The following is a 14,562-nucleotide window of genomic DNA, read 5'->3' on the forward strand; positions in this document are numbered from 1 at the left end:
TTTTATGGATTAACTTTAGGACCATAACCCTAACCTAACATATGTGGCATGTATTGTTCTGTATGACTATTTTCATCATAAGAGACACTCGTGTCATCTTCATCTTCATCATCGCTATAAACACCAACAAAGTCTTTTAAATCACCTAATTCTGGAATTGGAACTAATTGATCAGTTGAAACTATTTCATCATTTTTAACATAAGTGATACGCCAAACTAATTCTTTAGCTGCTTCAGCTCCATATAAATTATCAGCTAATACTTCTAACGGTTTTAAAAGGGGAGTGATATCACCACAAAAAACGGTTGTGATTTTATTAATTTTTTTGCTTTAGAATGTGTCAACAACAGACTAGTTTAGCGAACCAAAGAGGAGGCTAGACTATGTGTTTTGGGAAGCAAATCATAGCCAGTGCAGAAGACCAAAATCTGGTGTCTAGTAATCGCACTGACCGTATTCTTCAGTCAAAAAATAGGCGTTAAAGGTATTCTCTTTTTCTAATATTATTGTTCGAAAATTGTTTTATGTAGAATTTTAATAATTGATTCAGCATCATTACTTTTTGCTAATAGGCAAATATTGTGAGTACTTGCCCCATAGCAACAAAGTCTAATAATAAAATCATCTAACACACCAAATACTTCTTTTGGTATACCTTTTGTTGAAGTTAGGTTGTTTCCAATTATCGCAATTAGTGCTAAGTCTTCTTCTACTGTTACATTACAAACTTTTGATAGTTCGTTAAATAATTCTTTTGTTAATAAACTGCTACCGTTGGTATTAGTGCCTGTGGTATCAATAGTTAATGCGATACTTACTTCTGATGTGGTTACTAAATCAACCGAAATATTATGTTCAGCTAATATTTTAAATACATTAGCTAGAAAACCTTGAGCATGAAGCATATTTAAACTAGTTAGTGTTAATAATGTTTGTTTGCGACGTAGTGCTAAAGCTCTAAATGTGGGTAATTTAGATGTAATGCTGTTTGTGTTGTAAACAATTGTTCCTCCTTCTTGAGGCGCTTTGCTTGAACCAACAAAAACTGGGATATTGCTACGTACTGCTGGTACTAATGTTGCTGGATGTAACACTTTTGCACCAAATGTTGCCATTTCGGTCGCTTCGGCAAAAGATATTTCATCAATACGTTTAGCCGCTGGGGTAATGCGAGGGTCATTAGTATAAATTCCTGCAACGTCAGTCCAAATGTCAATTTGAGTTGCATTTAATGCTTCACCTAATAACGCAGCTGTATAGTCGCTCCCACCACGCCCTAATGTCGTGGTTTTACCAGAGTTTTCACTACCGATAAATCCTTGTGTTACAATGATCCCCTGATTGTTTAGCGATTTTAAATGCGCACAGCAAAGTTGTTTAATATCTTCAATTTTAGGTGTGGCTTTACCAAATTTATTATCGGTGCGTAGAACTTTACGGACATCAAACCATGTAGCATTTTTTTGTTTTTCTTTCAATATTTCGACAAATAGCTTTGAAGACATCATTTCACCGTGGCTAACAAGCTCATCAGTTAATGCTGGTGATGTAGCTAAACTTGCAGCTTCAGACAAAGAGGCTATATTAGCTATAATTTTGTCAATTTCATTTCGTAGCTCGGGGTTTTCAGGTAGTTGTTCTAAAATGTTGTATTGGATCGATTGAATTTTGGCAATATGTTGAGATCGAACATCGACATCACGACCTTCTGCTAATGCGACTAATAAATTTGTCACACCTGCAGATGCCGATAGCACTACAACTTTTACGTTAGAATTAGCGATTACAATATTAGCGCTATTTACCATTGATGGATAATCGGCAACGCTAGTACCACCAAATTTGGCAATTATAAATGATGTTTCCATGAATTCCTCATATTAAAAATTTTTATTTTTAACAGAGTTAGAGCGGTAGTGTCCTGTTTACGATTAAAAAAGCACAGACCATGAAGCGCTCCACCTGTTAAGGTGACAACCCAAGGGATTCAGCCCTTGCAGTCGATTTGATAGCTTCTGGATTGACTATCAAATCTCGGCATTACATCCCCTAGATCATTTATTAGTGGTTCCAGTCCCTAAAATGATTTACCTGAGTAATGCACCTCTTCGTTTTTGCAATTTCAGTTATGAAATTATCATCATATAAGATTAACGATTTTGTTTTTTGTGTCAATAGGTTAAAAATTAAAAAATTATTTGTTCATAATATGATTCTAACAAAATAGAAAAACCTATAATTCTTGTTCAAACAATTCAATAATGGTTTGATATAATTTTTTTACCGTACATTCTTTAGTTGGTGTACTAAAAATTGTGTCATCACCAGCAATTGAACCTAAGATTCCTTTTGATTTACCAATTGAGTCTAGTAATCTAGCTATGAGTTGGGCTGCGCCAGGGCTAGTACGTGTTACTACCATTGAGCTATTAAAATCAATATCAATTACTAAATTTTTTAATGGACTACTCGTTGTTGGTATGCCAAGTTCCGCTGGTAAACAATAAACCATTTCAGATTTCGCATTTCGGGTTCTCACTGCACCAAATTTAGTTAGCATGCGTGAAACTTTAGATTGATTGATATTGTCAAAACCTTGCTCTTGTAAGGCTTGTACGATTTCTACTTGTGAACTAAACGTCTCTTGACGAAGCATCTCTTTAAATGTTTTAGTAAGATCGGCTTGTTTCATAATGTTCCTTGGTTTTTAATTTTTTACTGTTTTTGTGCTAATTTGTGTATTTATGATCATGATATTTGTAATCAAATCTGTGTCTGTGTGTTATTCAAACTAAAATAGTTACTATTTTTGATAGCATTAGTAACAATCTATAATATAGATAATTATGCGTTAAATTTGCATAAAATTAAAGATTTGATTTTATTGCTTCCTTAGGTCGAAAAGATTTAACTATTTGATCATGGGTTTCAATATAGGGGCCTTCTAAAAGTTGTATACAATAAGGAACACTGGCAAAGATACCGCTAACAATTACATTACCTTGATTATCCTTAACTCCTTCAAGTGTTTCTTTAATTGATTTTGGTCTACCAGGTAAGTTTATGATTAAACATTTTTTGCGAATAACACCAACTTGTCTTGATAAAATTGCGGTTGGTACAAAATGTAAACTGATTTGCCGCATTTGTTCTCCATACCCGGGCATTACTCGATCCGCGATTGCTAATGTTGCATCTGGTGTTACATCTCTAATTGCAGGGCCTGTACCGCCAGTGGTTAAAATTAAATGGCAATGTAGATTATCAACAAGTTCACATAATGTTTTTTCAATGACTACCTGTTCATCCGGAATAATATAATTTTCGGTTGTAAATGGTGTTTTTAATGCGGTTTGTAACCATGAAATTAAAGATGGTATACCTTCGTCTTGGTAAATGCCGTTTGAAGCTCTATCTGATACTGAGATTAACCCAATTTTAAACATGATACTTATTCCTTAAGAAGGTAATCACACTCAGTTCAAAATCGAAACCAAACTGCTAATACCTCTAATGTCTAATTAAAAATATGTGTTAATTTATTGATATAAGTAAGACTAAAATTTTTTGTAATAATTGGTTATATTGTCTGTTCTTTTAACATGATATCATACTATTCAAATAACAATTTATTCTATTAAGGTATATTCATGCCACTAATTCCTGCGCTTGAGTTGATCTCACTCAAAAAAATCTATAAAAATGGTGTAGTAGCTTTAAAAGGCATCGATTTGACTGTCGAGGCGGGCGATTTTTATGCTTTGTTAGGACCAAATGGTGCTGGAAAGTCAACAACTATCGGTATTATTAGTTCATTAGTGACTAAATCCTCAGGACAAGTTAAAATTTTTGGACATGACTTAGATACTGATGTTGTAAATGCAAAAAGACAATTAGGATTAGTGCCGCAAGAATTTAATTTTAATCAATTTGAAGAAGTGCTACAAATAGTTACTAATCAAGGTGGTTATTATGGCTTGCATCGTAAGCTTGCATTAGAACGTGCTGAAAAGTATTTGCGAGTTTTAGATTTATGGGATAAACGTCACAGCCGAGCTAGTATGTTATCAGGTGGTATGAAAAGGCGATTAATGATAGCTAGAGCCCTTGTTCACGAGCCGAAATTATTGATTCTTGATGAACCAACTGCCGGTGTTGATATTGAATTACGCCGTTCTATGTGGGATTTTCTACGTGAAATAAATCGTCAAGGTATCACAATTATTTTAACCACCCATTATTTAGAAGAAGCCGAAATGTTGTGTCGAAATATCGGTATTATTCAAAGCGGTCAATTGATAGCAAATTCATCAATGCGTGAGCTTTTGGCAAAAAGTCAATCTGAAACTATTGTTATTGATTATATTCCAATACCTAAACGGATTGAATTAAAGGATTATAATTATTCTGATGTTGAACAAGGTATGTTAGAAGTAAAAGTAGATAAACAACATGGATTAAATCAGTTATTTGAGCAACTAAATCAACAAAATATTAAAGTGATCAGCGTACGAAATAAAGCAAATCGGTTAGAAGAGTTATTTGTTGATTTGTTGCATAATGAGAACAAACAAAAGGAAAGTATTAATGAATAATTTATACTGGATTGCTTTAAAAAGTATTTGGCGTAAAGAAGTAACACGATTTTTAAGAATTTGGATCCAAACTCTAATCCCCCCCGTTATTACGATGTCACTTTATTTTATTATTTTTGGTAACTTAATTGGTTCTCGTGTTGGTGATATGGGAGGTTTTAGCTATATGGCTTTCATTGTGCCAGGTTTAATAATGATGTCTGTTATCACTAATTCTTATACTAATGTCTGTTCATCCTTTTTTAGTGCTAAGTTTCAACGTAATATTGAAGAATTATTAGTGGCGCCTGTTCCAACTCACATTCTTATTTTGGGATATGTGGGGGGAGGGGTGATGCGTGGTATTTTAACTGGTATTTTAGTTACTATTGTATCGTTATTTTTTGTTCGTTATGAAGTGCATTCCTGGTTATTTATTATATGCATATTATTACTGACCTCGATTCTGTTTTCATTGGCTGGTTTACTAAATGCAGTCTTTGCCAAGACATTTGATGATATAAGTCTTATTCCAACGTTTGTGTTAACACCATTAACTTATCTCGGTGGTGTTTTTTATTCAATTTCTATGTTACCAATATTTTGGCAATGGCTATCAAAAATTAATCCAATCGTTTATATGATTAACGGTTTTCGTTATGGCTTTTTGGGGGTGACAGATGTACCGTTATGGATCACTTTTTTGATGCTAATTTTGTTTGTGACCCTACTTTATGTTATTGCATGGCGACTTATTGAAAATGGGCGAGGATTGAGAAGCTAATAAAGTAGATCATTAGTAGTTATCCGCCGATATTGTATCGGCGGAGTATAAGGGTTATTGTGCACCAGTAATGGCTTCTTTTGCCATTTCAGTAATTTTAGCAAAATCACCTTTTGCAATTGCATCTGTTGGAATAAACCAAGTTCCACCCACGCATAGTACATTATCTAGAGCCAAATAATCACGGTAGTTTTTAGGATTTACACCGCCAGTAGGGCAAAACTTCATGTATCCACAAGGGCCAGAAAATGCTTTTAATGCTGCAACACCACCATTGATTTCAGCTGGGAAGAATTTTAATGCTGTTAGGCCATATTCTTGCGCTGTTAATAGTTCTGAAATAGTTGCAATACCAGGAATAACAGGGATAGGACCTTCAACTGCAGCTTTTAAAATAGTATCAGTAATTCCCGGTGTAATAACAAACTCAACTCCTGCTTCAGTAACCTGTTTTAGTTGTTCAACACTAGTAACTGTTCCTGCTCCTACAACTGCTTCAGGAACTTCTTTAATGATTTTCTTTATTGCATCAATCGCACAAGCCGTTCTTAGTGTCACTTCCAGTACTTTTACTCCACCAGCAATTAGAGCTTTGGCAAGAGGTACAGCATCTTCAATTCTTTCAATGACAATAACCGGAACAACAGGCCCCATGGTTAAAATTTCTTCAGCGCTTTTTTTCCAATTTTTCATTTATTTCTATTTATACCTTATTTATAATTAAATATAACAATAATCCCTAATAAATAGGGATTACTTTGTTACTCATAAATGCCTAGTTTTTTTTCTAAATAATGAATATTCGTGCCACCTTTTTGGAAACCTTCATCATTCATAATTTCAATATGGAGATCAATATTGGTTTTGATACCGTCAATAACTAGTTCAGCTAATGCATTTTTCATACGAGCAATGGCAACTTTACGGGTTTCACCATAAGAAATCAATTTACCAATCATTGAATCATAGTAAGGAGGAACAGTGTAACCAGCATAAATATGTGATTCCCAACGAATTCCAAGACCACCTGGAGCGTGGAAACGCGTAATTTTTCCTGGTGATGGCATAAAGTTTTTTGGATCTTCGGCATTAATTCTACATTCGATAGCATGACCTTTGATTTCAATATCACTTTGTTTGATCGAGAGAGGTTTTCCTGCAGCGATTAAAATTTGTTCTTTTATTAGATCAACGCCGGTTATCATTTCGGTAACCGGATGCTCTACTTGAATACGAGTATTCATCTCAATGAAATAAAACTCACCATTTTCAAATAAGAATTCGAATGTTCCTGCACCACGATAGCCAATCTCAATACATGCTTTAACGCAACGTTCGCCAATAAATTTACGCATTTTGGGAGTAATACCGACAGCCGGCGCTTCTTCAACAACTTTTTGATGACGTCTTTGCATTGAACAATCCCGTTCGCCTAAGTAAACGGCATTACCTTGTCCATCAGAGAGAACCTGAATTTCAATATGACGAGGGTTTTCAAGGAATTTTTCCATGTAAACCATATCGTTACTAAAAGCTGTTTTTGCTTCTAGCTTGGTCATTTTGATTGATTGTTCAAGATCTTTTTCTTCACGAACAATTCGCATACCACGACCACCACCTCCTCCTGAAGCTTTGATGATAACAGGATACCCAATCTGTTTTGCTATTTGTTTATTGGTTTCGATATCATTACTTAAAGGACCATCAGAACCAGGTACACAAGGAACCCCAGCTTTTTTCATGGCATGAATTGCAGATACTTTATCTCCCATTAGACGAATCGTATCCGGTTTTGGGCCAACAAAAATAAAGCCAGAACGTTCAACTTGTTCGGCAAAGTCTGCATTTTCAGATAAAAATCCGTATCCAGGATGAATTGCTGCTGTTCCTGTTACTTCAGCAGCAGAAATTAATGCAGGAATATTGAGGTAACTTTTAGAGGAAGCTGCTGGACCAATGCAAACAGTTTCATCTGCAAGAAGTACATGTTTTAAATCTTTATCTGCCGAAGAATGAACTGCGACAGTTTTAATTCCAAGTTCTTTGCATGCTCTCAAGATACGCAGAGCAATTTCTCCACGATTAGCAATAAGAATTTTATCAAGCATATCCAATCTCTTAATTTATAAATAAGTTTATATTATTCAATAATGAATAGTGGCTGATCAAATTCAACTGGTTGGCCATTTTCAACTAAAATAGCTTTAATTGTACCGGCTTTTTCTGATTCAATTTGGTTCATCATTTTCATAGCTTCAACAATACAAAGCACATCACCAATATTTACAGTTTGTCCTACTTCGACAAAAGCTTTCGATTCAGGGCTTGGTGTGCGGTAAAACGTTCCCACCATAGGTGATTTTATGGTTATGCCTGTAGAAACAATATTATCTGAATTTGTGACAACTTCTTCAGTTCGTGTACTTGGTGCCATAACGATCGGAGAAGATTGAGGAATTTGAATGTTTTGTATTGGTGCTGAATAGTTTGTTGTAGGTACAGAACGACTAATTCTAACTGATTCTTCACCTTCAGAAATTTCAATTTCTGAAATACCTGATTCTTCAACTAGTTCAATTAATTTTTTAATTTTGCGTATATCCATGAATTACACCGTGTTTATTTGATATAAGTAACAATTATTTAATGCACCCCTAATATCTTAAAAGCAATCTTTTAACGAGATAATTAAGGCAGTAACTCAACATTAACGGGAGAGCATACACTGTAAAACTGATTTTGTCATTATATATCTCATTTACAAACACTTGTTATACTATTTTCTAGGTATTATTTTATAATTGCGATACAATGGTAGACCTAAATTACTATTAAGGTTGGTCATGGTTTAAAAGGATTAAATAACGTTTTATTTAATTCAACTAATAAAGTTGAAAATATATATTTTTTGATTCCATGGTTTGTTTTTAAAAACTTAAATATACTTAAGCAAGATTAATTTTAGGAAGAGTTTTTATTATGTTCAAAAAAGTTCGTGGCTTGTTTTCAAATGATTTATCGATAGATTTAGGTACTGCAAATACACTTATTTATGTAAAAGGACAAGGTATTGTATTAAACGAACCTTCAGTTGTAGCGATTCGTCAAGATCATCGTACAGGAACACCTAAAAGTGTTGCAGCTGTTGGGCATGCTGCGAAACAAATGTTAGGGAGAACACCTGGTAACATTGCAGCTATTAGACCAATGAAAGATGGTGTTATTGCTGATTTTTCAGTTACTGAAAAAATGTTACAGTATTTTATTCGCCAAGTTCATAGTCATGGTTTTTTAAGACCAAGCCCACGAGTACTTGTTTGTGTTCCTGTTGGTGCTACACAAGTTGAACGTCGTGCAATTCGTGAGTCTGCATTAGGCGCAGGGGCTCGTGAGGTGTATTTAATTGAAGAACCAATGGCAGCAGCTATCGGTGCAGATTTACCTGTGTCTGCACCAACAGGTTCGATGGTAGTTGACATTGGTGGTGGAACGACTGAAGTTGCTGTTATTTCATTAAATGGTGTCGTTTATTCTGCATCTGCACGTATTGGTGGTGACAGATTTGATGAGGCTATTATTAATTATGTTCGTCGCAATTATGGTGCATTAATCGGTGAGGCAACTGCCGAAAAAATAAAACATTTTATTGGTAGTGCTTATCCGGGTGATGAAGTACTTGAAATTGAAGTTCGTGGTCGTAATCTTGCCGAAGGTGTGCCTCGTAGCTTCACTTTAAACTCTAACGAAATCTTAGAGGCGTTACAAGAACCTTTAAGTGGTATTGTGAGTGCAGTTAAAGTTGCATTAGAACAATGTCCTCCTGAACTTGCTTCTGATATCTCAGAGCATGGCATGGTTTTAACTGGGGGGGGAGCTTTATTACGTAATATTGATAAGTTATTGTCAGCAGAAACAGGTATTCATGTCGTTGTTGCAGAGGATCCTCTAACATGTGTTGCTAGAGGTGGTGGTAAAGCTTTAGATATGGTTGATATGCATGGCGGTGATTTATTTAGTGAAGATTAATTGCTACTTCATTATGAATTAGTTTTATATGCATGAAACGTCAGTAACAATATTTCATATTTTCTGCCGACATAGTCGGTGGAGTCATGTCTTGAAATAATTGGATCTTGAGCATAAAACAGGTAAGTACTGGACAATGAAATTACTTTTTTCTAAACGTTCGCCTCTTAGTGTACAACTATTTACTTTTTTGGCATTAGCTTTAATGCTAATTATATTAGATATCAATTATCGTCCATTTAGAGAAATTCGTTATTATTTAGATACTATTATTTCACCTATTTATTATATTTCCAATGCGCCAAAGTCTTCACTTGATTCTCTTTATGAGATGTCAAAAACACGAGAAACTTTAATTAATGAAAATACAAAATTGCATACAGAATTATTACAACAAAAAAATGATTTATTACTGCTAGAGCATCTAAAACACGAAAATACTAGGCTTCGCCAATTACTTGGTTCCCCATTAAGACCTGATGAACATAAAATGGCTGCACAGGTGTTGATGGTAGATACTGATCCTTATGTTTACCAATTTGTTGTAAATAAAGGTACACAAGATGGCGTTTATGTTGGCCAACCTGTAGTTGATGAAAAAGGTATAATAGGGCAAATCTATAAAACAGCGCAATCAACGAGCCGTGCGATTTTAGTGTGTGATTACCAACACGCAATTCCAGTGAAAGCTCTTAAAAATGATATTGGTATGATCGCAGTAGGTAATGGATGTGGTAATGATTTGACATTGGAGTTTTTGCCTAATAACGTTGATATAAAAGTAGGTGATGTTTTAGTCACTTCAGGACTTGATGGACGTTTTCCTGAAGGATATCCAGTAGCAATAGTAAGTTCAGTAAAGCTTGATATTAATGATTCAACTCCTATTATTTCAGCTACTCCAACAGCAGATTTGAAACGTTTACGTTATTTATTGTTATTGTGGGGAAATCAAGGAGTGAAAAATGATGGCACGTAATAGAATACTAATTATTTGGATAACACTATTAATTGGTTTATGTTTACAAATTATCCCTTGGTCATCACCATACGACATGTTTAAACCTCATTTGCTGATGCTCTTTTTCGCTTATTGGTTTATTGCTCTTCCCCACCGAGTTGGGATTGGCACAGCTTTTGTGTTTGGATTTATTGTGGATCTTTGCTCAGGTTCAATCCTTGGTGTCCATGCTTTTATTTATTCATTTATTGCTTATTTGCTTATTTTTCGGTTTCAATTGATACGTAATTTGGCACTATGGCAACAGTCGTTTATTATTTTTGGTATTTCGATATGCTATAGTTTTTTAGTATTTTTATTCCAAGTTAGTATTTATCATACTATAACAATATCACCTTTGATTTTATTATCAAGCTTTGTCGATGGGTTGCTATGGATTTTTGTCTATCTATTTTTGCGATTAATAAGAAGAAATTTTTCTATTAATTAAAAGGGAATTTTATGTCTGTTGAATTATTAATGAATATAACGCCATCAGAAACTCGCGTTGCTTATATTGAAGACGGTGTGTTGCAAGAAATTCATGTTGATCGCGAATCTAGACGTGGTATTGTTGGAAATATCTATAAGGGTAAAGTAATCCGTATTTTGCCTGGAATGCAGGCTGCATTTGTAGATATTGGTCTTGATAAAGCTGCTTTTTTGCATGCTTCAGATATTATGCCACATACTGAGTGTGTATCTGATACGGAACAAGAACAATTTCAAGTTAAAGATATCTCTGAACTAGTTCGCCAAGGACAGGATTTAATGGTGCAAGTGGTTAAAGATCCTCTTGGAACCAAAGGCGCTAGGCTTACAACTGATATTACTTTGCCATCGCGTTATTTAGTGTTAATGCCTGGGCCAAATTCTGCGCATGTAGCAACTTCGCAACGAATAGAAAGTGAACAAGAGCGTGAAAGATTAAAATGTATTGTTGAGCAATATGTAACTTCTGAAGGTGGTTTTATTGTCAGAACTGCAGCAGAAGGTGCTAATGCACATGAGTTAGAACAGGATGCCAATTTTTTAAAACGCCTTTGGGCTAAAATTCAAGAGCGTATGGCTCGCCCAGTAAGTAAAAATCTAGTTTATGGTGAATTGGCATTATCACAACGTGTATTACGAGATTTTGTCGGCGATCCCATAGAGAGGATCTTAGTTGATTCAAAATTAACCTATGATTTATTGGTTGATTTTACTCAAGAATTTATGCCAGAAGTGACCAGTAAATTGTCACATTATCGTGGAAGTATACCGATTTTTGATCTTTATGATACCGAAAACGAGATTCAAAGAGCATTAGAGCGTAAAGTTAAATTAAAGTCAGGCGGATATTTAATTATTGATCAAACTGAGGCAATGACAACAATTGATATCAATACTGGTGCATTTGTGGGGCATCGAAATTTAGAAGAAACAATTTTTAATACCAATATTGAAGCGACCATTGCTATTGCTCGCCAGTTACGATTACGCAATTTAGGTGGTATTATTATTATCGACTTTATTGATATGCAAGAAGATCTGCATCGTGAGAGAGTATTAAAATCACTCCAAGATTCCTTATCTAAAGATAGAGCGAGAACTACCGTTAATTTATTTTCTACTTTAGGTTTGGTTGAAATGACACGTAAACGAACACGCGAAAGTATAGGACATATTCTATGCGAGGAATGTCCAGCATGTAAAGGTCGTGGTATGGTCAAATCAGTCGAAACTGTTTGTAATGAAATTTTACGTGAGATAGTTCGTATTTATAAGGCACACCACTCAGAGTATTTTTTGGTTTATGCGTCTGCTTCTGTGGCTAATGCTTTAACTAATGACGAATCTCATGCTTTAGCTGAAGTTGAAGTATTTGTGGGTAAACGTGTTGAAGTAAAAGTTGAACCACTCTATATTCAAGAACAATACGATGTTGTATTAATGTAGAAACAATATTTTATAAAATATCTTTTATCTACAATTAGAATTTAAGGAATTTATGATACTAGCTCAAGTGAGTGAACGACTACTCAATTCAAACAATCTAAGCCAACAAGATCTTTTACATTTACTTGATATGCTGAGTTCAAGGAAAATTGATTTTGGTGATTTGTATTTTTTATCTGGTTATTATGAAAATTGGTTACTCGAAGATGGTATTATAAAAAATGCCTCATTTCACCGAGACCAAGGTGTTGGGGTTAGGGCTGTTGTTGGTGAAAAAACGGGGTTTGCTTATACTGATCAACTTTCATTAGTGAGGTTAGAGCAAAGTATATTAGCAGCAAATTCAATAACAAAAACACAAATCCCTATCAAAGTAACTTCATTTAAATCAGTTCAAATGGCACCAATATACCCATCAATAAATCCGATCAATTTGTTTTCTCAAGAACAAAAAATTGCTTTATTGTGGCAAGTTGATCAATTAGCTCGATCCATCGATCCTAGAGTTGTTGAAGTTTCAGCTAGTTTAACAGGAAGTTATGAAGATATTTTAATAGTAGCAACGGACGGTACTTTATGTGCTGATATTCGTCCTTTGGTTCGTCTATCCATTTCAGTTTTAGTTGAAAAAGATGGTAAACGTGAACGTGGCAGTAATGGTGGTGGTGGGCGATTTGGGTATGAATATTTCTCAACAATCAACCCGAAAACATCAGAGAGTTATGCTGATAGTTACGTACGAGAAGCCGTGCGACAAGCTCTTATTTCTCTTTCAGCTAAAGACGCACCAGCAGGAACAATGCCCGTTGTTTTAGGTTCTGGTTGGCCTGGTGTATTGTTACATGAAGCTGTAGGACATGGCTTAGAAGGCGATTTTAACCGTAAAAATAGCTCAGTTTTTTCAGGTAAAGTTGGTGAAAAAGTCACTTCAGAAGTTTGTACTATTGTTGATGATGGCACAATTAAAAATCGTCGAGGATCACTATCTATTGATGACGAAGGTACACCATGCCAAAAAACAGTGCTTATTGAAAATGGTATTTTAAAAAGCTATATGTTTGATAAACTCAACGCAAAATTGATGAATACGTATTCAACGGGTAATGGTCGCCGCGAAGGATATGCTTGCTTACCTATGCCTAGAATGACTAATACCTATATGTTGGCGGGAAGCTCTTCCTTTGATGATATTATTAGTAGTGTTGATTATGGTCTTTATGCTCCTAATTTTTCAGGAGGACAAGTAGATATCACTTCCGGTAAGTTTGTGTTTTCAACTTCAGAGGCTTACTTGATTAAAAAAGGTAAAATAACAACACCAATTAAAGGTGCGACGTTAATCGGTTCTGGCATTGAAACGATGCAGCAAATATCTATGGTAGGTAATGATCTAGTATTAGACCCTGGTGTAGGTGTGTGTGGTAAAGCAGGGCAGAGTGTGCCTGTTGGAGTTGGGCAACCTACTTTAAAGGTAGATAGTTTAACTGTTGGTGGTACCATTAACCACTAATAACAATAACATTAATGGGATATTTAAACTAGATGGAAACAATAATTACACTTTATCATGCTTTTGTTAGCATGGATATTGCAACTCTTTCAAATCCTAATGTCTTATGGGTATTATATGGAATGTTGTTTACTATTATTCTTTTAGAAAATGGGGTTTTACCAGCAGCTTTTTTACCTGGAGACAGTCTGTTATTTTTAACAGGGGTATTAATTAGCCAAAATGTTTTTCATTTTGGTTTAATCAATTTTATTTTAATCGCTGGTGCAGCTTTAGGTACTTGGCTAGGTTATGCTCAAGGGTTGTGGCTTGGTAATACTAAGCTTGTTCAAGGTTGGATGGCGCATATACCTGAAAAATATCATCATAAATCTGAAGTATTATTCCATAAGTACGGATTACAAGCGCTATTTATTGGGCGATTCATTGCTTTCGTACGTACGTTATTACCAATGATGGCGGGATTATCTGGATTACATAGTCGAAAATTCCATATCTATAATTTGATCAGCGCAACATTATGGATTTTTTTGATTGTAACATTAGGTTATTTGTTTGGATTATCACCAATTTTTAAAGAATATGAAAAGCAAATTATGTCTCTACTAATGTTAATACCTGTCTTTTTATTGGTGTTAGGATTGATATTTTCAGTTTTCCTTGCTGTTAAACGTTCATTAAGCAATAAAAAACAATCTAAATCTACATCAAATAATAAAAAGAAGTAG

General features: G+C 34.7%; 14 protein-coding genes and 1 riboswitch. Of the genes, 8 read left to right on the forward strand and 6 right to left on the reverse strand.

Going from position 1 to position 14,562, the window contains the following annotated elements; all coding sequences use genetic code 11:
* Nucleotides 1–505: 505 nt before the first annotated feature.
* From lysC to mog, 3 genes are all read right to left on the reverse strand, one after another.
* Nucleotides 506–1,870: a lysine-sensitive aspartokinase 3 gene (gene lysC, locus GQ589_RS00765; protein WP_160423944.1), complete on the reverse strand. Its 1,365-nt coding sequence runs from the start codon at nucleotides 1,868–1,870 to the stop codon at nucleotides 506–508.
* A gap of 75 nt (nucleotides 1,871–1,945) precedes the next feature.
* Nucleotides 1,946–2,119: riboswitch (Lysine riboswitch) on the reverse strand.
* Nucleotides 2,120–2,235: 116 nt separating this feature from the next.
* Nucleotides 2,236–2,694, reverse strand: coding sequence for a transcriptional regulator ArgR (gene argR / locus GQ589_RS00770; protein WP_160400367.1), 459 nt, complete (start codon nucleotides 2,692–2,694; stop codon nucleotides 2,236–2,238).
* Nucleotides 2,695–2,869: 175 nt separating this feature from the next.
* On the reverse strand, nucleotides 2,870–3,448 hold the full coding sequence (gene mog / locus GQ589_RS00775; protein ID WP_160400368.1) for a molybdopterin adenylyltransferase: 579 nt from the start codon (nucleotides 3,446–3,448) through the stop codon (nucleotides 2,870–2,872).
* Nucleotides 3,449–3,652: 204 nt separating this feature from the next.
* Between mog and GQ589_RS00780 the strand changes: the two genes are divergently transcribed.
* A complete protein-coding gene (locus tag GQ589_RS00780; RefSeq protein ID WP_160400369.1) occupies nucleotides 3,653–4,597 on the forward strand; it encodes an ABC transporter ATP-binding protein in 945 nt (314 codons plus the stop codon).
* A complete protein-coding gene (locus tag GQ589_RS00785) occupies nucleotides 4,590–5,360 on the forward strand; it encodes an ABC transporter permease (protein ID WP_160411164.1) in 771 nt (256 codons plus the stop codon). Before GQ589_RS00780 ends, GQ589_RS00785 begins: the two co-directional genes overlap by 8 nt.
* Nucleotides 5,361–5,414: 54 nt before the next feature.
* On the opposite strand, the gene GQ589_RS00790 is transcribed toward GQ589_RS00785, so the two are convergent.
* The 3 genes from GQ589_RS00790 to accB form a co-directional block, all read right to left on the reverse strand.
* Entirely contained in the window at nucleotides 5,415–6,053 is a 639-nt protein-coding gene (locus tag GQ589_RS00790) for a bifunctional 4-hydroxy-2-oxoglutarate aldolase/2-dehydro-3-deoxy-phosphogluconate aldolase (RefSeq protein ID WP_160400371.1), read from the reverse strand.
* A gap of 68 nt (nucleotides 6,054–6,121) precedes the next feature.
* Nucleotides 6,122–7,468, reverse strand: a complete 1,347-nt coding sequence (gene accC, locus GQ589_RS00795) for an acetyl-CoA carboxylase biotin carboxylase subunit (RefSeq protein ID WP_160423946.1) — start codon at nucleotides 7,466–7,468, stop codon at nucleotides 6,122–6,124.
* 32 nt (nucleotides 7,469–7,500) lie between these two features.
* Complete coding sequence (gene accB, locus GQ589_RS00800; RefSeq protein ID WP_160423948.1) at nucleotides 7,501–7,965, reverse strand: acetyl-CoA carboxylase biotin carboxyl carrier protein; 465 nt, start codon at nucleotides 7,963–7,965, stop codon at nucleotides 7,501–7,503.
* Between the two features lie 374 nt (nucleotides 7,966–8,339).
* Here accB and GQ589_RS00805 point away from each other — a divergent pair, with 374 nt between their 5' ends.
* The 6 genes from GQ589_RS00805 to GQ589_RS00830 all read left to right on the forward strand — a co-directional run bounded on the left by GQ589_RS00805 (nucleotide 8,340) and on the right by GQ589_RS00830 (nucleotide 14,562).
* Nucleotides 8,340–9,386, forward strand: coding sequence for a rod shape-determining protein (locus tag GQ589_RS00805; protein WP_160411168.1), 1,047 nt, complete (start codon nucleotides 8,340–8,342; stop codon nucleotides 9,384–9,386).
* A 136-nt stretch (nucleotides 9,387–9,522) separates the two neighbouring features.
* Nucleotides 9,523–10,365: a rod shape-determining protein MreC gene (mreC, locus tag GQ589_RS00810; RefSeq protein WP_160411169.1), complete on the forward strand. Its 843-nt coding sequence runs from the start codon at nucleotides 9,523–9,525 to the stop codon at nucleotides 10,363–10,365.
* Entirely contained in the window at nucleotides 10,352–10,837 is a 486-nt protein-coding gene (mreD, locus tag GQ589_RS00815) for a rod shape-determining protein MreD (RefSeq protein ID WP_160423950.1), read from the forward strand. Before mreC ends, mreD begins: the two co-directional genes overlap by 14 nt.
* Before the next feature lie 11 nt (nucleotides 10,838–10,848).
* Complete coding sequence (rng, locus tag GQ589_RS00820; RefSeq protein ID WP_160423953.1) at nucleotides 10,849–12,324, forward strand: ribonuclease G; 1,476 nt, start codon at nucleotides 10,849–10,851, stop codon at nucleotides 12,322–12,324.
* A gap of 52 nt (nucleotides 12,325–12,376) precedes the next feature.
* A complete protein-coding gene (tldD, locus tag GQ589_RS00825) occupies nucleotides 12,377–13,834 on the forward strand; it encodes a metalloprotease TldD (protein WP_160423955.1) in 1,458 nt (485 codons plus the stop codon).
* 32 nt (nucleotides 13,835–13,866) lie between these two features.
* Nucleotides 13,867–14,562, forward strand: a complete 696-nt coding sequence (locus GQ589_RS00830; RefSeq protein ID WP_160400379.1) for a DedA family protein — start codon at nucleotides 13,867–13,869, stop codon at nucleotides 14,560–14,562.

The organism is Gilliamella sp. Pas-s27, from assembly GCF_009795865.1.
Taxonomy (GTDB): domain Bacteria; phylum Pseudomonadota; class Gammaproteobacteria; order Enterobacterales; family Orbaceae; genus Gilliamella.